Raw genomic sequence first — 25,171 nt, forward strand, 5'->3', positions numbered from 1 at the left:
GGCCGGCTCATAGTTTGAAAGTATCATGATGAAATTGTGGGAACAATCCTTTTCACCCTGTTACCGATAACAGAATAAGGCGCTTACAGCGTTGATTCTCGTACAATTAACTCTGGTTCAAAAAATAGACTTCCTTGTGCAGCACCGTCTTCATTCATTTTTTTCAGCAACATTTTCGCACAGGCTTCCCCCATTTCAACAACAGGCTGTCTGACCGTAGTCAAGCGCGGCGAGGAGATGCGATCAAGAAACACACCGTCATTCCCGGTAACCGCAACGTCTTCTGGAATTCGCTTTCCAAGGGATTGCGCCGCACGAATGACGCCGAGCGCGATTCGATCAGATGCGCAGACAAATGCGGCCTGATTGTCCATGGATTTCAGCAGTTCTCTTGCAAGGCCTTCACTTTTCTTAGAACTGTTGTCGATCCGAAACATATTCGATTTTTTAAAGCTTTTATTCATCGCCCGTATATACCCCTGTTCTCTTGCACGTTCGAAAGGCTCATCTAAATCAATGCCAAAAAAGACAACTTCCCGCTCCCCCAGCCCCATAACATGGCGGGTTGCCATAAAAGTGCCTTTCTCGTTATTCACATCGATAAAGTCATAGCCCATTTCATTTTGTCCAAATACGACGAGCGGCTTCTCAAACGCTTTTATTACACCTTCAAAATCGTTCTTTCTCAAGCCGGTGGCAATAATGCCGTCACATTGGCCAATATTAAGAGAATTTCTTGTCACAAGCTGGAGAGCATAGTGATTGCGATCCAGCTCCCTGCTGATTCCTGTCAGCAGGTTCATGTAATATGGTTCTGTCGTATCCATTTCCTCAAGTATCAATAGTTTCACAACCTGTGTTCTGTTTTGCACGAGCGCTCTCGCCGCATAATTAGGGATGTAATTCAGCTCTTTCATCGCAGAATGAACAAGCTTTTTCAATTCATCTGTCACCGTCTCAGGGTGATTGATCACTCGTGATACCGTCATTTTCGAAACATTTGCTTTTTTCGCCACATCTGACAATGTTGCCATTTTCATCCCCTCCTTATCTGTGCTTATTATCCACACTAGTGATAAAGTCCTCTATTACTGTTAAATATACGATGCAGGCAAAAGTGAAATAAAAAAGAGATTTCCCTTAAGGAAACCTCACTTTGTTAAAAACACTCGATTTTTCATGGATTCATACGCTAGGTGTCAGACTCATTCTCTCCACTTCCATGAGAAAGTCTCTTTTTTAAATTTCTGTCCACTTTTTTTCTAAAATCGGATAAGAATAATTTTGCATTTGCTCAATTAACTCATCCGGCCGTGACGAGCTGTGAATCAGTTTTAGGTGCGATTCGTTAGAAAACCCTTCTTGAATGCTGTATTTCACCATTTTCATCATTGGTTCAAAATATCCGTTTACATTATACAGTCCGATTGGCTTTTGGTGGATGCCGATCTGTGCCCAGCACAGCACTTCAAATAATTCTTCATATGTACCGAAGCCGCCCGGCATCGAGATAAAGCCGTCCGCCAGCTCGCTCATTTTAGCCTTTCGTTCATGCATCCCGTTTACTTCAATCAGCTCAGTCAGATTCTGATGGACAACCTCCCCGCTGAACAAACCGCTCGGCATGACCCCGATTGCAGTTCCGCCGTTTTCCATAATCGCGTCAGCAATCGTGCCCATCAAGCCGACGCGGGAGCCCCCATAGACAAGGCCGATTCCCTGCTCAGCCATGTACGTGCCAAGCTCTGCCGCTTTTCTTTTATACGCTTCATTTCCCCCAGGGTTTGATCCCGCAAATACACAAATGGTTTTCATCTTGTCATCTCCGCATCTATATATCGTGTTAAACATTCAAAAACACACTATATATTGTCCCATCTTCATGTGATAATATCAATATGAAATACATAAAGAATGCAGGAGTGATGAGGTTGCAGCTGGCTGATGCAGAAAAATGGATGAAAGAGTTTTACGAAAAAAGAGGCTGGACAGAATACGGACCTTTTATTCGCGTCGGCTTTTTAATGGAGGAAGCCGGAGAACTGGCCCGGGCTGTCAGGGCGTATGAAATCGGCAGAGACCGGCCGGATGAGAAAGAATCGTCACGCGCTGAGCAAAAACAAGAATTGATTGAAGAAATGGGAGATGTCATCGGAAATATCGCCATTCTTGCTGATATGTATGGTGTCTCTTTAGAAGACGTCATGAAGGCCCACCAAGAAAAACTGACAAAACGATTTGAGCATGCATAAAAAAGCGGCCGCGATGGCCGCTTTTTTTAACCTGTGATTTCATCATGGTGATCAAAGAAATGCTGCTTTCCTATTTTGTGAAAAAGGCCTGTTTTATGCAGCAGCTCCTTCGGCTGCGATTGCAATCCTACAATCATCAGCTTTCCATTGTGGCGCTTAATTCGATTCATAATGTTCCCAAGCACCGCTTCAGCTGACGTATCCATATAGTGCACCTTATTCATGAGCAGAATGAGGGTTTTCGGTTTTTTCTGTACATGCTCCAGCAATGACGATTCAAGGGAATCAATTGATCCGAAAAACAGCGGCCCTTCTATGGCATACATGCTGACAGATGGATCTTCTCTCTTCGCCAGAACAGGATGCGTTTCCTGATTGTGGATGCGGGTCGCTTCGCTCATTCTTCTGATAAAGAACACGAATGCAAGCAGCAATCCGGTTGCCACACCGATGATTAAGTCAAACAGAACCGTAAGGGCGAAGGTCGCCGCCAAAATAAAGGAATCAGCATTTTTCAGTCTCAGCATGTTTGCGACTTCCTTGCGCTCACTCATATTCCATGCGACCACCATGAGAATCGGTGCCATACTGGCGAGCGGCACATGGGACGCATAAGGCGCAAATACAAGCAGGACAAGGAGAACGACTACGCCGTGAACGACGCCGGAAACTGGGGAAACCGCTCCGTTTTTTATATTGGTCGCCGTTCTCGCAATCGCTCCTGTAGCCGGGATTCCGCCAAACAGGGGCGCTGCCATATTCGCAATCCCCTGGCCGACAAGCTCCTTGTTGCTGTCATGCTTTGAGCCCTTCATGTTATCAGCGACCATTGCGGACAAAATCGACTCAAGTCCTCCAAGAAGCGCGATGACAAGCGCAGCCGGAAACAGCATAACCATTTTATCCAAAGTAAGCTCAGGAAACTGAAATTCAGGCAAATGGCGGGGGATTTCTCCATAAGTTGACCCGATCGTTGCCATGCGGTCAGGGAAAAAGACAACCGCGACCACTGTGGAAATAAGAAGCGCCAACAAAGCGCCCGGCACTTTAGGCATCACCTTGGCGGATACAAGCAAAATGACGAGCCCGATCACAGCTGTCAAAATGGCATACACGTTAAAGGTGCCGAGCTGCTGCACAATTTCAAACATGTTGTGATGAAAGTTCTCATGTTTTTCAACATTTCTCAATCCGAGAAAATTAGCGATTTGTTCCGTAAAGATCAGCACGGCAATTCCTGCTGTAAAACCGACGATAACGGGTTTGGGCACGAATTTCATTATTTTTCCTAGCTTAAACAGCCCAAACAGCACCAGCATCACTCCTGCCATAAACCCCGCAATCAGCAGATTTTCCAAGCCGTACTGCATGATAATGCCGAATAAAATCGGGACAAAGGCGCCCGTCGGACCGCCAATCTGATATTTTGATCCCCCAAACAAAGAAATACAAATCCCTGCTATAACAACAGTGTATAGCCCATATTCAGGCTCGACTCCCGAGGCAATGGCAAACGCCATTCCTAAAGGAATTGCCACGACACCTACTACGATACCTGCAATCAAGTCTTTCTGAAATTTCTGCAAATTGTATCCCTTGAATCTCCCTGAGAATCGCATATTTTGTTATAACCTCCCTTATGAGTGATTGTTTATAAGCTCAGTTTCATAACCGTTAATGACCACATCAAGTTTTCCTGTTTCAGGATGAATGACAAGCCCGTGAACCGGCACTTTTTTCGGAAGCAGCGGATGATTCTTAATCATGTTCACACTGTGGGAAACGCTTTCTTCCACGCTGTGAAAACCGGTCAGCCACGTTTTCAAATCGAGTCCGGCGCTCGTCAGCAAATTCAGGCAGCTATCCTCCACCCCGCGTTCCTTTGCTTTCTCAAGAATCGAGGACGCATTCAACCCTGACATTCCGCATTCATGATGGCCGACAATGCATACCTCTTCAGCCTGCAATTCATAAATCGCGACCAGTATGCTTCGCATCACGCTTCCAAATGGGTGAGAAACGATGGCTCCCGCGTTTTTTACAATTTTAGCATCACCGTTTTTAAGCCCCATTGCTTGCGGAAGAAGTTCTGTAAGCCTTGTATCCATACAGGTGACAATGACGAGCTTTTTCGAAGGAAACTTTGTCGTTTTGTACGGTTCATACTTCTTCTCACTGACAAACCGCTGATTGTGTTCCAAAATTGATGTTAAAGAAACCATTTGATTCATCTCCCATCCATATGATTTTGCAAGCCTTCTTACCCAGCTTACAGTAAGGAATTATAGCATAGGAATAAGCCAAGAAAAGGCTTTCAAAAAAAGACACTATAATTGGACTGTAGAATCAAAACATAAACATTTATATCTTTCAAAGATAATAAAATTTATATTTAATGAATCCTATAATCCGGCTGCTGCTCACATATTGATGATTTGTCTGACAAAAAATATGGGTGAATTCTGATAATTAAAAAACTTTTTTAAGCAGATTTAGCTGTTCGATCTCTATTTTAAGTTCAAAAGAACCAGAAAATAAAAAGAACGCAGCTATATTTTTAACATCTATTTATTTCCGATATAATGAAATAGACAACAGCCATAAAGGGGGAGCCTTGTTGAAACCATTTGTATTTATCACAAAACCGATTCCTGAAGAGATTGAAGCATTCATCGGTGAACATTGCCGTTATGAAGTATGGCAGGAGGATACGCTTCCGAGTGACGTGCTATTTGAAAAATTAAAAGATGCGGAGGGACTTTTAACATCAGGGACGTCCGGGCCGTCAATCAATCGTGAATTGCTGGAACACGCGCCTAAGCTCAAAGTGGTCAGCAACCAATCAGTAGGCTACGATAACTTCGATATAGAAGCAATGAAAGAAAGAGGAGTCGTCGGGACTCATACACCTTATACACTGGATGACACAGTTGCAGATCTGGCTTTTTCACTGATTCTGTCTTCCGCCAGACGTGTTGCCGAACTGGACCGTTTTGTCAGAGCAGGAAAATGGGGAACCGTGGAAGAGGAAGCGCTTTTCGGAATTGATGTTCATCATCAAACGTTAGGCATTATCGGCATGGGCAGAATTGGAGAACAAGCAGCGAGACGCGCCAAATTTGGTTTTGATATGGAAGTGCTTTATCATAACCGACATCGCAAACAAGAAACAGAAGACAGCATCGGCGTTAAGTATGCAGAGCTTGATACATTGCTGGAGCAATCTGATTTTATTCTTCTCATTACGCCGCTGACTGATGAAACCTATCACATGATAGGAGAACGCGAATTTAAGTTGATGAAGGATTCAGCAATTTTCGTCAATATTTCCCGGGGAAAGACAGTTGATGAAAAAGCACTGATTCGCGCTCTTCAGGAAGGCTGGATCAGGGGAGCCGGCTTAGATGTATACGAAAAAGAGCCTGTCACCCAAGATAATCCGCTCCTGCAGCTGGATAATGTCACGCTGCTTCCTCATATCGGTTCAGCAACAGCTAAAGTGCGCTTCAACATGTGCAAACAGGCCGCCGAAAATATGCTCGCAGCGATCCAAGGGCAAACACCGAAAAATCTCACAAGAGAATTTCAATAAATCAAAAATCCGGTCTGATAACAGACCGGATTTCATATTACATACGCTGAAGAACAGCACGCTTATAAATATGACGGGTAACGATATAATAAAGAGCCTGGAATACAAAATAAATGAAGATGACAATTACGGACTCAAGAAATAAATTGGAATTCAGCATATTACTTAACGCTGCATACGCAAAGCCCGCGTGAATCGTACCTGCGATAAATGGGATGAAGAATAAAAATCCTATTTGCTTTCCAAGGATCGAGTGAATCTCTTTGTCCGTAACCCCTATCCTCTTTAACGCTAACACCTGCACTCTCGTATCTTCTATTTCCGTAAACATCCGCAAATACAGCATGCTTCCTTGCACGATAAAAAACAGCACGCTGACAAACAGACCAATAAACAGCATTAATGCAACTCCCTGCTTTACAATTTGATAACTGGGAGCACGTGTTTGAAAATCAGATGTATGTTCTTTCGGCACCATGTTTTCAAGCTTTTCAGAGACATCCACCGTCTCCTGCCAATGCTCAAGCTCATAACCTACCATTCTCATCTGTTCCTTCAGCGGCACATCCTGTGACAGACTGTCAAAGCTCTTTTCGCTGACAACCAATAAACGGCTGACTCCATCGACAGACATCAATATCCCTTTGTTTTGCTGCTTTTTCATGACGTAGGAAAGGGTTTTTCCTGACTTCATATGAAATGCTGCTGTTTCCCCTTCTCCAAATGTGTCTTTCACCATCATTTGAAAAGAAACATTAATAAATGCTTCATTTTCTTGTAAATGAATAACTGGGAACCCTTTTTCCTTTGCGACTTGATTATAGACTTTTTCTGAAATCAGCAGAGCTTCCGCTTCCATCTTCTTATTTCCATACGGCAAGTCTGACTGAAAAGTGACAGGAATCCCTGTGGCATCCACCTTATACTTGATAACAGCATGAGCTTTTTTCAATGTATTCTCAGCTGTCTCAGGCTTCATGACCTGAAAGCGGGAAGCATCCTTTTCCACCCAGGAAACAGACTGAGGAATGCTTTGCTCCTCCTGCCTTTGTAAATCGGAATAAAACATATAGATGACACCTGTAGCTGTTAATATGACCGCTGTAATGACAGAGGTTAAAAACAGCATGCGTGCATGATCCTTCAGCCTGAATATCATGTTGGAACGCACAATGATATTCGTGCCTTTGTAGAAGCTGTGTTTCTTTCGGTACAGCATGCGGAAAAACGCCACACTGCTTTGGGTAAAAAAGAAATACGTGCCAATTAACACTAAAATCAAAATTGGAAAAACCCGAAACATCATGTCAATTGCATTGGCTGTTGCAGATAGATAATAACCGCTGCCAAGACATAGCAAAGACAATACAGTGAGCCATTTCGAATAAACTGGCAAACTTTTCGGCTTTTTGGCCGATTTAATCAGTTCAATGATTTCCAGCTTCCGAATCCGTCCCAGTGATAAAATGAGCAGCGTCTGAAACAGGATGAGAAAGCCGACAATTGTCATCACAAACGCTTTCGGCACAATGGCAAACGAAATCGGCACCTTCACGCTGAGCATCCATGTCATGATCATAAAAAACAGTTTTGAAAATAACAGGCCTGCTCCAATGCCGGCCGCAATCGCCGCAAGAGAAATAAGTGACTGCTCATAATAAATCATCTTGCGAAGCTGCTGCTTTGATGTGCCAAACAGTGTCAGCAGCCCAAACTCTTTCTTTCTTGCCTGCAAAAACGCTGAATTGGAATATGTAATGAAAAATATACAAAACACAATGATGACGACAAGAGCTGCGCTCAAGCATGTTTTGACAAGGCTTCCGCCATATATATTGTCTTCATTGACATCAGGATGAAAAATAAATGATGTGAAGACAAAAAACACCGAAACGGCAAACACACAGCTTAAAAAGTAGGCCACATACCGTTGCAGATTCCCAAGAATGTTTTTACGGGCGATAGTTCTCAAATTCATGAAAATCGCCTCCCAACACACTCAAGGTATCCAATATACTTTGATAAAACACCTGCCTGTTTGTTCCTCTGTGAATCTCTGAAAAGAAACGTCCGTCTTTAATAAAAACAATTCGTTTACAGAAACTTGCTGCTGTGGCATCATGCGTAACCAACAGAATCGTCGCTTCCTTTTCCTCATTCAGCTGAGCCAGTGTGTTCATCACTTGCTTTGCCGATTTTGAGTCGAGGTTTCCTGTCGGTTCATCGGCAAGAATGAGCGCCGGATTGTGAATAATCGCTCTGGCACAGGCTGCCCGCTGCTGCTGTCCGCCCGACACCTCATATGTGCGATGATCGAGAATGTGCTTGATTTGCAGCGTATCCGCCAGTTCATCCAATCGGGCTTCCATTTCTCTCAGCTTTACCTTATCCAATGCGAGCGGCAAGAGAATATTTTCACGAATCGTCAGCGTATCAAGCAGATTAAAATCCTGAAAGACGAAGCCGAGTTCTCTTCTGCGAAACAAAGCCAGCTCTTGGTCCTTTAACGTTTTCGGCTGAATGCCGTTGATCATCATCTCGCCCTGGGTCGGCTTATCAATGGTAGCCAGCAAATTCAAAAGCGTGGTTTTTCCGCTTCCCGACGGCCCCATAATCCCGACAAATTCCCCTTTTGACACACTGAGATCAAAGGCGCTGAGCGCTTGGTATGATATTGTTCCTTTATTTGAATAGTACGTTTTCGATAGGTTCGTTGTTTGCAACACGTTCATGTTCTGCTCCTCCTTTTTCTTTATTATAAAAAGGAAGTCAGCATCCTCCCATCGAACTTTCTTGCAATTCCGCTCCCCAACCTTACAATGCTGTCACATTCACGAGGGTGTCACTTGAAAACACGATGGTCATCACAGTGCCAGCCCCTTCTTTTGATTCCGCATACAGCTTATGGCCGAGACGGCTGCACACCTGTTTTGCTAAATAAAGGCCCATTCCAGTTGCCTCTTTCATGGTTCGTCCGTTTTCTCCGGTAAAAAACGCGTCAAAAATCCGCGGCAGATCCTGCGGCGGTATGCCGATTCCTTCGTCGGCAACCGACAAGCGCGTCTCATGTCCCTGTGTTTCAATCCGGATTGTAATAGGGTCTCCCACACCTTGCTTTGAATATTTTAAGGCGTTGAAAAGGATTTGCTCAACAACAAAGGAAAGCCACTTTTGATCACTGGAAATCTGAACGGCATTTGGCGGTACATGTAATGTTGGAAAAAGGCGCCGTTTAATAAACTGACGTTTTTCCTGATTGATCAGTGAACGAACCATTTCTGCCAAATCAAAGGTTTGCGGCTTTACATCAAATGCAAATTCCTCCAGCCGGGCCGTTTGCAGCATCATATCAAGACCGTGGCGAAATCTCTCATTCTCATCCTCCAGCTCCTCTAAAAACGTCGGAAAAGAGGATGAAGTTCCGTTTTTTCCTTCCTGAATCATTAAGGATATGACGGATACCGGTGTTTTCATATGGTGGACCCATTGGTTGGTGAAGGTATAATGCTGTTTTTGCTGATTGATATATTGTGAGAGCCTGCTTTCGTATTGCTGCCCGAGTGCGTTGATCATCTTCGTCCAAAGCGCTTGCTCTCCTGTTCTTGGCTTTCTGGCTTTCAAAGACTGTCCGATGTCATTCGAAGAAGAGGCTTGTTCTGCAAGCTTTTTAACATATGTGAGAAAGGAAAATTGCCGAACATAATCAACAGCAAAACCTGCGGCTAAAAGAGTACCGGGCAAAATCCATATGTACATCATATTTTCTTTGGAAGGTTCTGCGCCGCTCTCGATAATGCTTAAATACGCAATCAGCATGGCGGATCCTATCCCTAATAATGAAAATAGAATAATGGCTAAGCGGTCGATGAGATAAGTCTTTAACACTCCGCTTCATCCTTCCGATTGACTTGAAATTGATAGCCTTGTCCTCTGATTGTGGAAATACAATCTGTCAGTCCGGCATTCTCCAGTTTTCTCCGCAGCCGGTTGACATTGACCGTTAACGTATTGTCATCGACAAAATCAACGTCATCCCATAACGCCTCCAATAGTTCATCACGAGAGACAATTTTTTTATGCTCCCTCACAAAAATAGAGAGAAGCTGAAATTCTTTTTGGGAAAACAGAATACGGGAGCTGTTCCATTCGGCCTCATTTTGATCAGGATAAATCGTCAGCCCGCCAAGCTCCACTATTCTAGATTCCTGCGGCAAAGAGGGCGAGTATTCACCATATGTGCGGCGCAGGACGCTTTTGATTTTGGCCATCACTACCTCTAAATGGAACGGCTTTGTGATATAATCATCGCCGCCATTTTCAATCGCCATTACCTGATTCAGCTCATCGGTCCGTGCCGATATAAAGATAATCGGCGCATTGGAAATGGTACGGATTTGCCTGCACCAATAAAACCCGTCAAAAAAAGGCAGGTTGATATCAAGCAGCACAAGATCAGGCTTCATTTCTGCAAATTCCAATTTTATATCATTCAGCTGTTCAGCAATTTTCACTTCATATCCGTATTTTTGAAGATGACCGCCCAGCAAAGAAGCAATCCGCTCATCATCTTCCACAAGCAAAATCCGATACACGTTGATCCCCCTTATATGTACATCACGATGATTTTTCTAGAAGATTCCAAAATTATTATAGCATGTGCGGAATAGTAAATCGGACTTTTTCTTTTTGTTATAATAGAATGATAAAGGTAAAATTTTCATAATAGGCAGGTGTCGTGATGAAGAAAATCATGCTGTTTCTGGCAATTACGTCAATTCTTTCAGCATGTCAGCCCAACTATACCGGGAAATACATAGAAATTGGGGATACACTAACTGAATATGAAAAAGAGTGTTTTAAAGAGAATGAAATTCCTTATAAATACGAAAAGGGAAAACTGTATATCCCAGAAGATGCATTTGATACAGCAATCTACACTTGTTCATAAGAAAAAGCTTGCAGATAACCTGCAAGCTTTTCACGTTACAAAAAATGAGTATTTAATTTCTCTTCAAATCCTGAAGGGCCGATGTCGCTTTTTTGAATGTTACCGCCGTTTTCATAAATCGTAAAATGGCGCTCTGACATGACCATCCTTCCGCTCGGCGTCAGCTTTGAGGCAAGCAGGGACTTGTTAAAAGGAGATTTTTCATGAGAGTGAATGATGTCCTTCATGTTATCTAAATCACCGAGATCACTCTCTTCAAGAGTAAAGGCGTACCCAATTTGCCAGCCTTCTCCTTTGTCCATCAGCAGAACATAGCTGCCCTTTTCTGTCTCTTCCTTTTTGATTCGGAATGACCCGACTGGTGACTGTACCGTTTCTCCGGAAAGCGGTATCGGCTGGAGCGCCAGGTTGATGCCGAAGCCGATATCAACGAGGTAATCGCCGTTTTCCGCAGACAGCCAGACAGCAGCATGCGTCCCTTCTAGTGCCCATCCCTCTTGATCGCCTGCATAAACCGTTCCTCGAATGAGCTTCACATGAAACCCGGCCTCACGCAAAACAAAATAAAGGAAACCATTTAGATCGTAGCATAGGCCGCCGTGCTGATCTTTGAGCAGACGTCGCCATAGCTCTTCTTTTGTGATCTTATAATTCTCTTTTGCAAGTACGGCACGGTTTTCGAATGGAAAACGGTATGCCATTGCTTTGAGAAAAAGGGGAAGATCGCCGAAGTTGACATGATCTTTCTCCCAGCCAATTTTCTGAAAGCAGTCTTTTAGAAAGTCACTCATTTTTATCACCTAAACTTCTTCTTGAACGTAAGCAGCCAGCTTCTCCAGCGCCTCTTGTTCATCTTCTCCCTGTGCAATCAAGGTAACCTCAGTGCCTGTGCTTACCGCAAGGCTCATCAGCCCCATGATGCTTTTGGCGTTTACTTTTTTCCCATCCTTCTCTAGAAACACATCTGACGTAAACCGGTTTGCTTCTTGTACAAACAAAGCAGCAGGACGTGCTTGCAGTCCTGTCTTTAATCGAACTTCCACTTTCTGTTGAACCATAAGATCTCCCCTTTTCTTTACGGTTATTTTAAAGTGACGGTTTGCCCTGTCCGCAGCTGTTCTGCGATTTCGTCAAGTTTTCTCAGCCTGTGATTGATCCCTGATTTGCTGATTTTCCCGCTTGCTACCATTTCCCCCAGCTCTTTCAGCGTCACTTCCTGATAATCAATCCGAAGCTGCGCAATTTCCCGAAGTTTTTCAGGCAGCGCCTCCAGGCCGATTCTTTCATCGATGTATTTAATATTTTCCACCTGTCTCAGCGATGCGCCGATCGTTTTGTTTAAGTTGGCTGTTTCACAATTGACGAGGCGGTTGACCGAATTTCTCATGTCCCGGACGATTCTGACATCCTCAAATCGCAGAAGCGAATTGTGAGCACCGATTACGTTCAGAAACTCTGTAATCTTTTCAGCCTCTTTTAAATAGGTAATATAGCCTTTTTTCCGTTCGAGCGTTTTGCTGTTTAACTGAAACTCATTTAACAGGTCACATAATGAATCGTTATGCTCCTTATAAAGAGAGAAGATTTCTAAATGATACGAGGAGGTTTCCGGGTTATTGACCGAACCTCCTGCCAAAAATGCTCCTCTCATATAAGAACGCTTGCAGCACCTCTTTTTAACCAGCTCTTTCGAAATACTTCGTTCAAACACAAAGTTCTCCCCGAGTATTTTTAAATCCTCTAAGATCGTTTTTGCATTTTCTGAAAAACGCACAATATAGACGTTATTCTTTTTCAGCCGCATTTTCTTTCTGACCAGCAGCTCGACCGACACATCATATTGTTTTTTCAGCAATGTATAGATGCGGCGGGCAATCGCCGCGTTTTCGGTTTGAACATCGAGTACGAGATGGCGGTTTGTAAATGATAAAGCTCCATTCATCCGAATGAGTGCAGACAGCTCGGCATTAATGCAGCAGTCCTTCACTTCCAGATTCGTTAATTCTTTTTTTGTTTCTGATGCAAATGACATATAGCCACCTCATTTCAAGGCTTCATTCTTTCAGTAAATCAACAAGAAGAGAGGCCACTTTATGTGTATCGTGACGTATTACGTCATTTTTATACGTTACAATTTGATCTCTGATGACTTCAAGCCCCATCGCTTTCAGTTCTTCGATATCAAAATCAACAGGACGCGCCGATTCCATTTCGTACTTACGCTTTATTTCGTCGGGAATGTCTTCACTGTTTACTAATATCGTATCAATAAAACCGCAGCCCATATGCTGATTGAGCGCTTTCACATGATCAGCAGCGGTGTAATGGAGCGTTTCGCCGGGCTGAGTCATCACGTTGCAAATGTATACTTTTTTCGCCGGCGCCTTTATCACTTCTTCCCCGATTTTTGGGACGAGCAAATTGGGAAGAATGCTTGTATAGAGGCTTCCCGGGCCGATAATAATCAAATCCGCTTCCCTGATCACGTCTATTGTTTCCGGCAGTGGATCAATCTGTTCAGGCGTGAGAAAAACACGCTTAATACGCTGTCCGTATTCCGGGATCGTTGACTCGCCTGAGACCACGCGGCCGTCCTCCATCTCAGCATGCAAAACGACACTGGCATTGGCAGCCGGCAAAACCTTTCCTCTTACATTCAGCACCTTGCTCATTTCTGTGACAGCGTGAAAAAAATCACCGGTTATATTTGTCATCGCTGCCAAAATCAAATTCCCGAGAGAATGGCCTGTTAAGTCATTCCCTTTATTGAAGCGGTGCTGAAAAAGATCTTCAACAAGCGGCTCCACATCGGATAAAGCGGCAAGCACATTTCTGATGTCTCCGGGAGGCGGAATTTTCAGTTCATTCCGCAGACGGCCAGAGCTTCCGCCATCATCGGCAACTGTTACAATGGCCGTGATGTCAACAGGTTTATGCTTTAGGCCCCGTAGCAATACAGAAAGACCTGTACCGCCGCCAAAGATTGCGATTTTCGGCTTTTGTCCCATCTTATTTCCGGCTTCTCTTTTCAATGTCCCGGTGAGTAACATGAGTATAGTAATCCTTTTTGAAATAATCAGCTAAATTCTCGGCTAATGTCACAGAGCGGTGCTGGCCCCCTGTGCAGCCGATCGCAATGACAACCTGGCTTTTTCCTTCTCTTTTGTAAGATGGAAGCATAAAGCTCAGCAGATCAATTAATTTCTCATTGAACTTTTGTGTTTCATTCCACTTCATGACGTAAGAGGAAACCTCTTTATCCTTGCCAGTCAGCGGCCGCATGCTTTCGATATAGTACGGATTCGGCAAAAATCTGACATCAAAGACGAGATCTGCATCAATTGGAATACCGTATTTAAAACCAAATGACATGACATTCACGGTAAATGTCTCTCCTTGGTTTGTCGCAAAGTGCTTCACGATTTTTTCACGCAAATCACGCGGCTTCATGTCAGACGTATCGTAAATGATTTGAGAGCGGCCTTTTAATTCCTCAAGCAGCTCTCGTTCCAGCGCGATGCCTTCAAGCGGCAGGCCAGTCGCTGCCAAAGGATGCGAGCGTCTCGTTTCTTTATATCTTGTGACGAGAATGGAATCCTTCGCGTCCAGGAATAAAATTCGCGGTGTGATCCACGGATTTTCGGCCATTTCATCCAGCGCTTCAATCAGCCGGTCAAAAAATTCGCGGCCGCGCAAATCCATCACAAGCGCAACTTTGCTCATTTTCGAATTTGATTCCTTCATCAGCTCTAAAAACTTCGGAAGCAATGAAGGCGGAAGATTATCGACGCAGAAATAGCCGAGATCTTCAAAGCTTTGGATCGCGACAGTTTTCCCCGCTCCCGACATTCCAGTTATAATGACAAGCTGAATATCATGTGATTCACTAACACTCATCTTTCTCCCCCCTGACTTGTCTTTCTATTTGATGTGCTGCGGGTCTAAACGATAACTGAGCAGCTCAAATTCCGGTGTATACGTAAATGTGCCGTGCAGCAGCCCTTGTCCCTTCATCATAAAATCAAGGATATGGCCGTCTCCAGGGGCCATAGGCAGGTTCTGAATGTCATTGACATCGTGCCACTGCAGTTTGCCTTCCTCTGATTCTGATACATTTTGTCCTGTATATGAATCAGCGACAAACGTAAACATCATCCACTCGGAGACAATGTGGTCACCGTCTTTAATAATAAAGGTAAAAACGCCTTTTAATTGAGGATTTATGATATAGATACCAGTCTCTTCTCTGTACTCTCTGATGACGGAGTCTCTGACTGATTCTCCGCTCTCCATCTTGCCTCCCGGCGCGACCCACCATCCGCGTCTCGGCTTTTGAAGCAGAAGAACTTTGTCATCCGTCTGAAGCACACAATTTGTCACTCTTTGCAAGTACGTCACCTAACCTTCGTCCTGTCATCGTCTCTTTATTATACCGCTTCAAGATGCCTCCCACAATGAAGAGACATTGACAATCTTTTCTTCTATTTTACAGCATATTCATTCCTTAATTCAGATGATTTTGCTGTAACTGGCATTCATCTTTTATTTATGGACAAAAAAAGGACACGGATAACTGGAGAATCCGTGCCAAAAAAGTGTATTCATTATAAAAAGGGGGTCAATTACTTTATTAATCATAACCGAAAAGCATTACACATGTGTTACAGCGGAATTAAAACCCAGTAACGTAATGTGAAACTCGTATGACAGCCCTTTTTATTTTAAGGTTTTCAGCGTTTCTTGAAGCTCTTCGACATAATGCTGTACGCTTTGTGCCGCAATGCTTCCGTCTCCTGTAGCTGTTACGATTTGGCGCAGTGATTTTTCGCGAATGTCTCCGGCAGCGAAAATTCCTTCAACCTTTGTCTCCATGCGGTCGTTTGTTTCGATGTAGCCTTCTTCATTCGTAATGCCCAGATTCTCAAACGGTTTAGACAGAGGAAGCATGCCAATGTAAATGAATACGCCGTCTGTTTTGAATTCACTTTCTTCACCGGTTACCGTATCGACAAGCGTTACGTTACCGACTTTGCCGTTTTCCTCATGAATTTCCTTCACGGTTTTGTTCCATAGGAAGTCAACTTTTTCATTATCAAATGCTCTCGCTTGAAGAATACTTTGAGCACGGAGTTTATCACGTCTGTGAACAATCGTTACTTTTGAAGCGAAACGAGTCAGATATACGCCTTCTTCAACCGCGGAATCTCCGCCGCCAACAACGACAAGTTCTTTGCCTTTAAAGAAAGCGCCGTCACATACTGCACAATAAGATACACCGCGTCCGCCCAATTCTTTTTCGCCAGGCACGCCGATTTTTTTATATTCCGCACCTGCAGCAATGATGACAGCACGTGCTTTATATTCCTTTGAACCAGCTTTGACTACTTTGTACTCTTTGCCGTCAATGACCTCTTTAATATCGCCATAAGCGTATTCAGCGCCGAATTTTTTCGCGTGTTCAAACATTTTGTTAGAAAGCTCAGGCCCAAGGATACTTTCGAATCCAGGATAGTTTTCTACATCTTCCGTATTGGCCATTTGTCCGCCAGGAATTCCTCTTTCAATCATTAATGTCGATAAATTCGCTCTTGATGTGTATACAGCGGCCGTCATCCCAGCAGGGCCCGCGCCGATTATAATCACGTCATAAATTTTTTCTTCTGACACACTATTCACTCCTTAAACCATCTTTTCAAGTTTGGGCTCTTTCTTATAAGATAAGAATCCCCATCAAACGTATTCCTTACCCATATCCTATAAAATCTCATGGTGATACGCTATTTTTTTGCTCAACACGATTAAATGTATTCGAAAAGGGTATATGTTAATAAAGAAAGAGCCTTCTGTTTTAGAAGGCCCTTGTCATATTTATTATTGAACAACACGTCTTACAACGCCTTTAAATGCTTTTTTCCAGTAAGGATTGCTCATAGAGTCAACAGATACGCCATGAGATGTATTGTCGTTTAGGAAAGTACCGTTTCCTAAGTAGATTCCTACGTGTCCATTTGTTTTGTAAGTGTCAAAGAACACAAGGTCTCCGCGTTTCATTTCAGACGCGCTGACAGCTTGTCCTTTGCCAACTAACGTATCAGTAGTTGTCCCGCCTACAGGTCCAAGGTTAACACCTGCAGAAGCGTATGCCCAGCGTACGAATGATGAGCAGTCAAAAATACGGTTGTTGATATCAGATTGGCTGCGTCCGCCGCCAAACTTGTACGGAGATTGTCCTACAATGCTTGAACCAACGCTGATCGCGCCTTCAATTCCGCCAGAGTTGCTGATAACAGTGCCGCCTGAATTGCTGTTTGAGCCGCTGCTCTTCTTAGAAGATGAGCCGTTTGACGAACTGTTTGATGAACCGTTAGAAGAATTATCTGAAGAATCATCAGATGAGCTTGCTTTTGCTGATTCAGTTGTCGCCGTTTGACTGTCATCTGTTTGTGTTTCATCAGATGCTTTTTGTGCTTCTTCCTGCTTTTTGATCAAAGCAGCCGCTGCTTCTTGTTCTTTTTTGATGCGTGCTTGTTCAGCTTCAGTATTTGCTTTTTGATTTGCAAGTTCAGACGCCTCTGATTTTAATTCAGAAATCGCTTTAGCCGTTTTCTTTTGGCTTGCTTTTGCTTCGTCGAAAAGCTTGTCTTTTTCATTAAGCTGTTTATCAAGGTCTTTTTGCATTGTTTCTAATTTAGCCAATGCAGCTTGAACTTCTTTCAGCTTGTCATTCAAATCCGCTTCAGAATCTTCGAGCTTCGCTTTATCCTGCTCTTGCTGTTTGATTAAATCTTTGTCTGCGTCCACAATAGATGAAACCGCAGTCGCACGAGAGATAAAGTCACCAAAGCTTGTTGATCCTAAAAGAACATCTATGTATCCTTGAGATCCGCCGCTTTCCTGTAAAGAACGAACGCGCTTTTTCAGGATTTCATTGCGTTTTTCGATGCGTGCTTCAGTTTCTTTAATCTCTTTTTTCAGTTTTTTGATTTCTTCTTTTGTTTTATCATTTTCTTCTTTTTTATCTTCGATCTTGTTACTTGTATCAAGCGCCTTAGCGTTAATGTCTTTCAGTTCTTTTTCAATCTTTGATTGATTTTCCTGAAGCTCAGTTAATTCTTTTTCCTTCGCTTCAATGCTGGAAGCAACCTCAGATTGCTTGCTTTCGATTTTTTGTTTCTTTTCATCTAATGTTTCCGCCGATGCAGTTTTACTTGTAAATGGGATCAAAAAACTGCTTGTCCCGATGACGGAAGCCAAACCAAGTGTCAATAAACTCTTTCTCACTTTTTATATCCTCCCTTTTACTGTGAACCTGTCCTCATTTGGAATCGTATTTTGAACATCAAGTTTCGTTCCTCATACTCTACGAGGAATGATGGTTGTTTATGGTTAATTATTCTGTGCATCTCTTATTCTGGTTGTATAGCGTTTATTTCACATCATATGTAAAAAACACTAATTCCTTATGTACGAGAATCATTATACCATCAAGTTTCGACAAATTAGCGATAAATTTTATTACATTTATGTTTCAAACAGATGTCAAGTCACACATCATTTGTCATTTTTCTTAAGCGTGTAAAAAAACTGTCGATATTATTTTCTCAATATAATCTATCAAACAAAAAAAGAGTCGATTAAATAAATCGACTCTTTAAAATTTACTATTCTAGAATATCATCAATATATTTCATATATTTCGTCAAAGTTGCCGGAGAGATGCCGAATCGGGCCGCTGTGTCTTTTTTCGTGTCTTGCTTGCCATGGGCTTCTTTCCAAATATAACAGATGGCTGCTGCCCAGCCTTTCTCATTCTTCAACGGAGCAGCTGCACGAATTTGCTGGATGACATGGAAAACCCAGCAGCTCATGACTTCTGTTTTCATCTCTTCTTTTTCAGCTTGCTCTAATAATTTGACCGTTTGATAAGCGAAAAGTGCATCCTCTGAAACGTCAGCAGCAGCAGAATCTCCATTCAGAAGCAGCTTTACAAAATGAGTTTCAAAAGGAGCGGTAATTCTCTTTGAGCGTATCACCGCTTCAAGATGCTCTGTTTCTCCCTTTGTGCTGCTGATATAATAGGCTGCGAGACGCTGCTCCACAGATGAAGGAAGAGCTTCCCTCCGCTCAATCCAAGGCGCCGGGCGGTCTTCGCCGGGATATTGCGACTCGACTTTTCTCCAGATCGTCTCGGCAAAGTCGGTATGTCCCGTAAAATAAGCAGAGCAGGAAAGCCAGTAAAAGAAGGTGTCGTCACCTTCAAAGCCGGTTTTATATAATGATTTGAGCCATTTATATCCGATCTCGTAGCGGCCGACAAGCGCCAAAGTAGCACCCAATTTATAACGCTGCTCCAATAGCATCGGATAGACATTGGAGAGCTGATCACTCAATTCCGCCACTTTTTCGTCTTCTCTTTCATAATAGTAGAAAACGAGAAGATTGCATAAGGCGTGAAGATTTCCTTCATTATGAGAAAGCACTTCATAAGCGGTTTGCTTCGCTTTTACAACGTTTCCTGAATAGAAATAGGCAAGCGCGAGATTGTTGTATGCTGACCAAAGCTCCGGATATTCAGTTGTGATTTCCTCAAGCGCCGCAACCGCTTCAGCAAGCTGGCCGCTTTCCAGCAATGACTTTGCCCGATCCTGTTTCACCAGCAGTTCATCCTGATCATACAACGAATCCTCAATGCCGTCGTCTCCTAAATCGAGCAAATCAAGCAGACTATCGTTTTCTTCGGCGAATTCACCATCCGGGTCCGCATCAGAATAAGCGGCCGCTTCTTTATAAGCTTCCTGGAAGAGCCCCAGATGGGCAAAGTTATTCGCTTTAAAGTAATGGCACTCCGGCATTTCGGCCTCCAGATTTGCCATGATATAGTCAAGAAGATCGTTCGACTCTTGATACTGGCCCATTTCCGAATAAATGACCGCAAGCTGTGAAAGCATCTCTGAATCCTCCGGCTCCAAATGAACCGCGCGCTGAATCAGTTTGCTTGCCCGTTTTAGATTGCGCTCTTTATACGCTTTCAAGCCTTTATGAAAAAAATATTGTCCATCTTGAAGCAGCTGGACAATTTGTGCGTGATTTTTATGTTCAGAAGTGTGTTTTCCCACAACTACCCTCCGTTTTATACAATATTACCGTCAGTAGTATACCATAAATCGTAAGCCCCTCAATAGTTCAAAAGGAAGGATTGGGAAAATCCCTCCTCTTTTTTATTGGCTGATTCGACCAAAATTTACCCGGCTTTGTTTTCTAAGTCTGCATTCATTTTCAGCTGCTGTTCAGCAAAATCCCTATAAAGACCATGGGAAGCCATTAACTCATGGTGTGTTCCACGACCGGTAATTTCCCCTTTTTCAACAAACAAAAGCTGGTCCGCATCTACAACGGTAGATAGGCGGTGAGCGATAACAATCGTTGTGCGGCCCTCCATCAGCACCTCCAGCGCCTGCTGAACTGATTTTTCAGATTGGCTGTCGAGACTTGAGGTAGCTTCATCGAGCATAAGAATGCTTGGGTTACGGAGAAGCGCTCTCGCAATCGCGATTCTTTGCCTTTGTCCGCCTGACAACATAATGCCGCGTTCGCCCACTTCTGTATCAAACTGATTCGGCAGCTCCTTTATAAAATTGAGCGCATATGCCATCTCCGCGGCTTTTTCGATCTCAGCATCCGTCACATCTCGTTCTAACCCGTAGCAAATATTTTCTCTGATTGTCCCGGACATTAACGGGCTTTCCTGTGATACATACCCGATATGCTCCCTCCACGATTCAAGCGAGTAAGTATCGACCGGCTCGTCCCCCAGCCGAATGGTCCCTGCAGTCGGAGAATAAAAGCGTTCAAGCAGCTTAAACAGCGTCGTTTTTCCCCCGCCGCTCGGACCGACAATCGCTGTGACTTTCCCTGCTTCAATGACGGCGCTGATCTCTTTTAAGATCAGCTGATCAGGCTTATATCCAAAAGACACGCAATCCAGCTGGATAGGGAGATGCGCATTTTCAATTTGTTTTCCTGTCACTGTATCTTCCTCTTCCTCTGCCAAAATCTCAATCATTCGTTCTGTTGCACCGATTGATTTTTGCAGCTGTGTAAAGAATGTTGTAATTTGGCCCATCGGCATAATAATTTGGAACAAATATAAAATAAAAGCCACGAGAGCTCCGGCCGTGAGCTCGCCTGAAGATACCTGCATGCCGCCATATCCGATGACTGCGACAAGGGCTGCCATTAACACGAGTGAGATAAGCGGGCCGACAAGTGATTGAACCTTAGCTTCTCGAACGCCAAGCTTAAATAATGAGGAAATCCCTGTTTTCCCGCGGCCGTATTCGACATCCTCCGCATTTGAAGCTTTGACAAGTCTGATTTCCGGGAGAATTTGATTAAGCAGGCCTGTAAAACGGGCTGTTTCATCTTGTGTTTCCCGTGAAATGGAGAACATTTTCCGTCCAATCGGCACCAAAATAAGAGCTGCCAGCGGAACGACCACTAACACAAGCAGTGTCAGCTTCCAGTTCATAATAAACAAGATTGTCAATGATCCAATGACAGAAATGATGCCTGTAATAAATCCGCTGATATGGGTTGTAATCAATTCTTTGACAACCATCGTATCGTTCGTTACACGGCTGACTGTTTCTCCGGAAGCATTTGTATCGAAATAAGAGACAGGCAGCTTAATTAATTTCTTCCATAATAAATCCCGCAGCCCGGAAATGATTTTTTGTCCATTATAGTTAAGCGCATAGGTGGCATAAGCGCTTAAACCCGCCTGAACGAAAAACACCAGCGCGATCAAACCGATTTGCGTGCCTGACAGATTTGACATAGAAAAACCATCGACAAGCTGCTTCGTTAATAATGGAATGAGCAGGCTGACCAGCGTGGTTACTACACTGAGGGCAAGCGCAAAGGCAAGCTTTCCATAAGAAGGATTGGTCCGTCTTACTAAGGCAAAAAAGGGTTTCAATTTACTTTTAGATTTTTGTTTCTTGGTTGGCATATATTTTCCTCCTGTTTCAGCGTTCAGAAAGGTGAAAAGTCATAGCAAAAGGATGATTTTTACTCTTTCTCAATCATATCAATGGAGAAAGACTTTTTCAGTATATTTTTGCCGTGATCAAAATAAAAATCTCCCACTCATTGTTTGAATAGGAGATTTTTATGTTATACATCTTTCACAGGCTTCTTTTTTCTGTAAGTCAATGTTACATCCTGCTGTCGCAGGTCTTCTATTATCATTTTGTACCGATCAACTTTTGCGGTATGTTCTTCTTTTATCATCTCAAGGGCAGCTTTTCGTTTTTCGCTATTAGACTCAAGCTCTTTTTTTATTTTTTTTACAATCAACCCTTTTTGCCCTTTGATTTCCTCTTTTAATGAAGACTCAAATTTCTTTGTCAGGCTGAGAAAGTCGTTGATCGGTTGATTGAGGGTGCCCGCTTTCCCCTTCATTGCATCTTGGGTAAGAAACATATAGGTCGTTGATACAATTTCTGTTTCACTTTCTGAAAATAAGGAAGTCACTCTTCATATTCCTCCTAAGGCTGAAAATCAAATAACTGAGAAATCATTTCTTCTTTTTCAAACAGCTTTTCAATACTCTCGCGGATATTTTTGATAAAATCTCTTTTTTCTGTTGTCTGTTTTTTTAATTCAGCAACAATTCCATCATTTGCAGGAAGCGCACCTGTGTGGAATGATTCATGAACAGAGATTTTCTCCAATTTATCGAATGTGTGGCTGAAACCAGCTGCAAGCCGGAATTGAAGATCGAAGGCATAATGCGAAGGGTTTTCTTCCATATGATGAATAGCCGTGATGATCGCCTGCTTTTTGTCTATGAAATCTTCATCGATTTCCTGACTGTAAACCTTCTGGTACTTAGAAATCGCATCTTCCATATCTTCAACGATTTTCATACCGTTTTGATAGATTCTGACAGCGGATGAGAGATTGACTTGAATCGTTTCTCCCGAGCCGCTCTTCCCTGTAAAATAAATATCGGAGCCTTTATAGCTGAAGCCTTTTTCCTTTGACAAGGCGTTGAGCATTTGAACGATACTGTGGCCGTCGACGATAAGTTTTAGTGCGTCTTTTGTTTCTGTGTCGAGTGTTTCAAATGCATCTTTTAATTCATTAACACTGCCTATTAACTCACAGACATAATAAACAATTGCAACTACATTATTAGTAGAAAGTGCGTATTTTAACTGTTGATATTGAATTTCTATATCGCCTATCTTACTATTAACAATTTTTAACTGTTTTTTGATGCTTTTCTTTTGCGCCTCATCAATATACCCATTCTCTTCGAGCTGATCCACAACTGTTCCGCTATTATTCAAGATAGTATGAAAGAATTTGATAAAGGCCGGCATTTTTTCCCCGATATTTTTAACCATTACCTGTATATCACCAAACCGGTCTTTCACTATTTTCCCTTTCGCCATATTTCCATTAGCACTAATAATCCTGCCGACAAGCTCTGAATCTATCCCGGTCGAAGCCATGACAAATCCGTTTAGCCCACCTTTTTTATATTCATCCGAATACTTTCTTAAAAAAGTTTGGATAGAGCGGACTTCCTCATCAGGAATCTTATCTATAATGCTTCTGATTCCTTTGACATCTGTATTTGTATCTTTCATCTTTACATTGCCAAATGTAATAAAATCAGCCTTTCCGCTGACGCCATAGAGCGGGTCATCTTTAGAAATACGCTGGGTGATCTTTGCTGTGACGCCTTTGTCATTGTAGTATTGGGTGATTGCTTTTTTTAGCTGTTCTCGTGGAAGCTCTTTAAGCTCTTGACGACTAAGATCATATTTATTTAATAAAAAATCTACCAAATTTCTATCAGCTAATAAAAGTTGGTCGATACTTATTTGTGCCCCATTCACTCCATATACTTCATCAAATTCTCCATCAATTAATTGAGCTAATACTTGGTTATTATTAGCAAGAGAATGTCCTAGCGCAAATGTTCTTAATTCCTCGGAATTACCTGCTTTTTTCTTTGAATTCTTTACAAATTCTCTCGTAGCTCTGTATTGGTTATCATCAATACCTAAAAACAAACCAAAGAAATTATAAGACCAATCTGCGTTATCAGCACTCCCCTCAGAAATAATATGAAGCTGCTCTATATCATTTTTCTTTTCCTTTATATAAATCGCTGTACCATCATAACCAGAATCTCTAATCCGTTTATCTATGTTCTTATTTTCTTGAATAAGTTCGTGTGAAGTATATATCTCTACTTCTTTAGGAAGCTCCGAGTTAGTTTCTTCTTTATAGATCCTCCGTATTTCAGTTTCAAACTCTTCCTTGGCTTTTTTTACTTTTTCCGGATTGTTAGATGCAAACTTTTCTTTATAGGCATACTCTAAGTTAATTAAACGGAGCTTTACATTTTCATTTGCGAAAACATTCTTATTTTCCATCTCTAACCTCCTTGTTATTTCTTAAAAAGGTTATAGAATCAATTAGTTTATCAGTTTTTTCTTTTGCTCGAGCTTCATCCAAAATACAAGGTTTATCATCTTTTTTACAGCGGACTATAAAAGAATATACTATCCCCAGATACTCTTCTTCATTGGATTTTATATATCCAAAATAACGATAGGAAAAATTGTATTTACGATCACTGTTTTTAAAATTGCTTTTTTTTGTTGCTGCGTAAACTACTTTTCCGTCAGTTTGTTGCTTCTTAAAATTTCCTTTGTAACCATTCTCATTACTAATTTGGTCCAGCATTGTCTCTGGCTCATTAATAAATGAAGATTTGTTATAGTAGCTTATTTGCGCATCTAAGAGAATATTTGATTTTTCATTATAGCTTTGAAACCCAATCGATTCACTATTTTCTCCATTTGACGCAGAATAATCAGGGAGATACTCCCCATCCTCCGGAAACAACATCCTAAACCCTTTCAGCTTAGATTCCAGCAAATAATATCCTGGTTCCTCTTCTTTTGTTGACACCATGTACTCTCTCGTTTTCTCGTCCTGAAACGCAGGTACTTGAGGCAGATCCTTGGGATCCATGTCTTTTGGTTTTACCGCTTCTGTTTTATTGTCATTTGTGGTGTTTTTATCATTGTCATTCATACTGCATCCTCCTGTCAGGGCAAGTAATAAGCTGAAGCAAATAAAGATGATCTTTTTCATTACGAACCTCCACGGGTTTTGTGAGAATAGTATTCTATTTTTATATCAAAAATAATTCTATTGACCTGGTTAAGAGATGAATATTTCATCCTTTTTCATGTTACATCATGGCGGAATTTGGATAAATAGGAAATCAGACTCGGTTTTGATCTCCTTTTATTAACTATTCATATATAACACCTAATATAAATCTAAATA

At 42.4% G+C, this 25,171-nt stretch carries 24 protein-coding genes; 3 read left to right on the forward strand and 21 right to left on the reverse strand.

Annotation, left to right across the window (positions count from 1 at the left end; translation table 11 throughout):
• Positions 1-83 precede the first annotated feature (83 nt).
• The gene (locus tag MKX38_RS17645; RefSeq protein ID WP_029318349.1) at positions 84-1,034 is read right to left on the reverse strand and encodes a LacI family DNA-binding transcriptional regulator; all 951 of its coding nucleotides are present in this window, start codon (positions 1,032-1,034) and stop codon (positions 84-86) included.
• Between the two features lie 205 nt (positions 1,035-1,239).
• Entirely contained in the window at positions 1,240-1,815 is a 576-nt protein-coding gene (locus tag MKX38_RS17650; protein ID WP_014665480.1) for a TIGR00730 family Rossman fold protein, read from the reverse strand.
• A gap of 116 nt (positions 1,816-1,931) precedes the next feature.
• On the opposite strand from MKX38_RS17650, the gene MKX38_RS17655 reads away from it, so the two are divergent.
• Complete coding sequence (locus MKX38_RS17655) at positions 1,932-2,252, forward strand: MazG-like family protein (RefSeq protein ID WP_003242570.1); 321 nt, start codon at positions 1,932-1,934, stop codon at positions 2,250-2,252.
• A gap of 26 nt (positions 2,253-2,278) precedes the next feature.
• Here the strand turns inward: MKX38_RS17655 and MKX38_RS17660 are convergent, their stop codons facing one another.
• Together MKX38_RS17660 and MKX38_RS17665 are read right to left on the reverse strand one after the other, a co-directional pair.
• Positions 2,279-3,871: a SulP family inorganic anion transporter gene (locus tag MKX38_RS17660; RefSeq protein WP_003244488.1), complete on the reverse strand. Its 1,593-nt coding sequence runs from the start codon at positions 3,869-3,871 to the stop codon at positions 2,279-2,281.
• Positions 3,872-3,889: 18 nt separating this feature from the next.
• Complete coding sequence (locus tag MKX38_RS17665; protein WP_010886620.1) at positions 3,890-4,483, reverse strand: carbonic anhydrase; 594 nt, start codon at positions 4,481-4,483, stop codon at positions 3,890-3,892.
• A 383-nt stretch (positions 4,484-4,866) separates the two neighbouring features.
• On the opposite strand from MKX38_RS17665, the gene MKX38_RS17670 reads away from it, so the two are divergent.
• A complete protein-coding gene (locus tag MKX38_RS17670) occupies positions 4,867-5,844 on the forward strand; it encodes a D-glycerate dehydrogenase (RefSeq protein WP_080348101.1) in 978 nt (325 codons plus the stop codon).
• 37 nt (positions 5,845-5,881) lie between these two features.
• Here MKX38_RS17670 and psdB read toward each other — a convergent pair whose 3' ends face one another.
• The 4 genes from psdB to psdR all read right to left on the reverse strand — a co-directional run bounded on the left by psdB (position 5,882) and on the right by psdR (position 10,436).
• Positions 5,882-7,822, reverse strand: coding sequence for a lantibiotic ABC transporter permease PsdB (psdB, locus tag MKX38_RS17675; protein WP_339187887.1), 1,941 nt, complete (start codon positions 7,820-7,822; stop codon positions 5,882-5,884).
• Positions 7,797-8,576, reverse strand: a complete 780-nt coding sequence (gene psdA, locus MKX38_RS17680) for a lantibiotic ABC transporter ATP-binding protein PsdA (protein WP_003228167.1) — start codon at positions 8,574-8,576, stop codon at positions 7,797-7,799. The genes psdB and psdA overlap by 26 nt, the downstream gene beginning before the upstream one ends.
• 82 nt (positions 8,577-8,658) lie before the next feature.
• Positions 8,659-9,729 (reverse strand): HAMP domain-containing histidine kinase, encoded by a 1,071-nt coding sequence (gene psdS / locus MKX38_RS17685; protein WP_212129131.1) that lies wholly within the window; start codon positions 9,727-9,729, stop codon positions 8,659-8,661.
• Positions 9,723-10,436, reverse strand: coding sequence for a two-component system response regulator PsdR (gene psdR, locus MKX38_RS17690; RefSeq protein WP_033883478.1), 714 nt, complete (start codon positions 10,434-10,436; stop codon positions 9,723-9,725). The genes psdS and psdR overlap by 7 nt, the downstream gene beginning before the upstream one ends.
• 146 nt (positions 10,437-10,582) lie before the next feature.
• Between psdR and MKX38_RS17695 the strand changes: the two genes are divergently transcribed.
• Positions 10,583-10,792 carry a hypothetical protein gene (locus MKX38_RS17695; protein WP_021480676.1) on the forward strand — a complete coding sequence of 70 codons (210 nt, stop codon included), beginning with the start codon at positions 10,583-10,585 and terminating at the stop codon, positions 10,790-10,792.
• A 35-nt stretch (positions 10,793-10,827) separates the two neighbouring features.
• Here the strand turns inward: MKX38_RS17695 and MKX38_RS17700 are convergent, their stop codons facing one another.
• From MKX38_RS17700 to MKX38_RS17760, 13 genes are all read right to left on the reverse strand, one after another.
• On the reverse strand, positions 10,828-11,592 hold the full coding sequence (locus tag MKX38_RS17700; protein WP_282915624.1) for an arylamine N-acetyltransferase: 765 nt from the start codon (positions 11,590-11,592) through the stop codon (positions 10,828-10,830).
• Complete coding sequence (locus MKX38_RS17705; RefSeq protein WP_003219835.1) at positions 11,593-11,850, reverse strand: HPr family phosphocarrier protein; 258 nt, start codon at positions 11,848-11,850, stop codon at positions 11,593-11,595.
• Positions 11,851-11,873: 23 nt separating this feature from the next.
• A complete protein-coding gene (whiA, locus tag MKX38_RS17710) occupies positions 11,874-12,824 on the reverse strand; it encodes a DNA-binding protein WhiA (RefSeq protein ID WP_003228147.1) in 951 nt (316 codons plus the stop codon).
• 22 nt (positions 12,825-12,846) lie between these two features.
• The gene (mgfK, locus tag MKX38_RS17715; RefSeq protein ID WP_003244450.1) at positions 12,847-13,800 is read right to left on the reverse strand and encodes a gluconeogenesis morphogenetic factor; all 954 of its coding nucleotides are present in this window, start codon (positions 13,798-13,800) and stop codon (positions 12,847-12,849) included.
• A gap of 1 nt (position 13,801) precedes the next feature.
• On the reverse strand, positions 13,802-14,689 hold the full coding sequence (rapZ, locus tag MKX38_RS17720; RefSeq protein WP_003243903.1) for an RNase adapter RapZ: 888 nt from the start codon (positions 14,687-14,689) through the stop codon (positions 13,802-13,804).
• 24 nt (positions 14,690-14,713) lie between these two features.
• Positions 14,714-15,190 (reverse strand): 8-oxo-dGTP diphosphatase, encoded by a 477-nt coding sequence (locus MKX38_RS17725; protein WP_010886622.1) that lies wholly within the window; start codon positions 15,188-15,190, stop codon positions 14,714-14,716.
• Between the two features lie 318 nt (positions 15,191-15,508).
• The gene (trxB, locus tag MKX38_RS17730) at positions 15,509-16,459 is read right to left on the reverse strand and encodes a thioredoxin-disulfide reductase (protein ID WP_003243021.1); all 951 of its coding nucleotides are present in this window, start codon (positions 16,457-16,459) and stop codon (positions 15,509-15,511) included.
• Between the two features lie 204 nt (positions 16,460-16,663).
• Positions 16,664-18,073 carry a peptidoglycan DL-endopeptidase CwlO gene (gene cwlO / locus MKX38_RS17735; protein ID WP_339187896.1) on the reverse strand — a complete coding sequence of 470 codons (1,410 nt, stop codon included), beginning with the start codon at positions 18,071-18,073 and terminating at the stop codon, positions 16,664-16,666.
• A gap of 380 nt (positions 18,074-18,453) precedes the next feature.
• Complete coding sequence (locus MKX38_RS17740) at positions 18,454-19,908, reverse strand: tetratricopeptide repeat protein (protein ID WP_003242799.1); 1,455 nt, start codon at positions 19,906-19,908, stop codon at positions 18,454-18,456.
• 125 nt (positions 19,909-20,033) lie between these two features.
• A complete protein-coding gene (gene bmrA / locus MKX38_RS17745; protein WP_339187899.1) occupies positions 20,034-21,803 on the reverse strand; it encodes a multidrug resistance ABC transporter ATP-binding protein/permease BmrA in 1,770 nt (589 codons plus the stop codon).
• A gap of 164 nt (positions 21,804-21,967) precedes the next feature.
• Positions 21,968-22,327, reverse strand: coding sequence for a hypothetical protein (locus tag MKX38_RS17750; protein ID WP_088327045.1), 360 nt, complete (start codon positions 22,325-22,327; stop codon positions 21,968-21,970).
• Between the two features lie 14 nt (positions 22,328-22,341).
• Entirely contained in the window at positions 22,342-24,246 is a 1,905-nt protein-coding gene (locus MKX38_RS17755) for a DUF6792 domain-containing protein (RefSeq protein ID WP_339187901.1), read from the reverse strand.
• Entirely contained in the window at positions 24,236-24,973 is a 738-nt protein-coding gene (locus MKX38_RS17760; protein ID WP_339187904.1) for a lipoprotein YvcA, read from the reverse strand. The genes MKX38_RS17755 and MKX38_RS17760 overlap by 11 nt, the downstream gene beginning before the upstream one ends.
• Between the last annotated feature and the right edge of the window lie 198 nt (positions 24,974-25,171).

This window comes from Bacillus sp. FSL M8-0025 (genome assembly GCF_037975475.1).
GTDB classification, from domain to species: domain Bacteria; phylum Bacillota; class Bacilli; order Bacillales; family Bacillaceae; genus Bacillus; species Bacillus subtilis.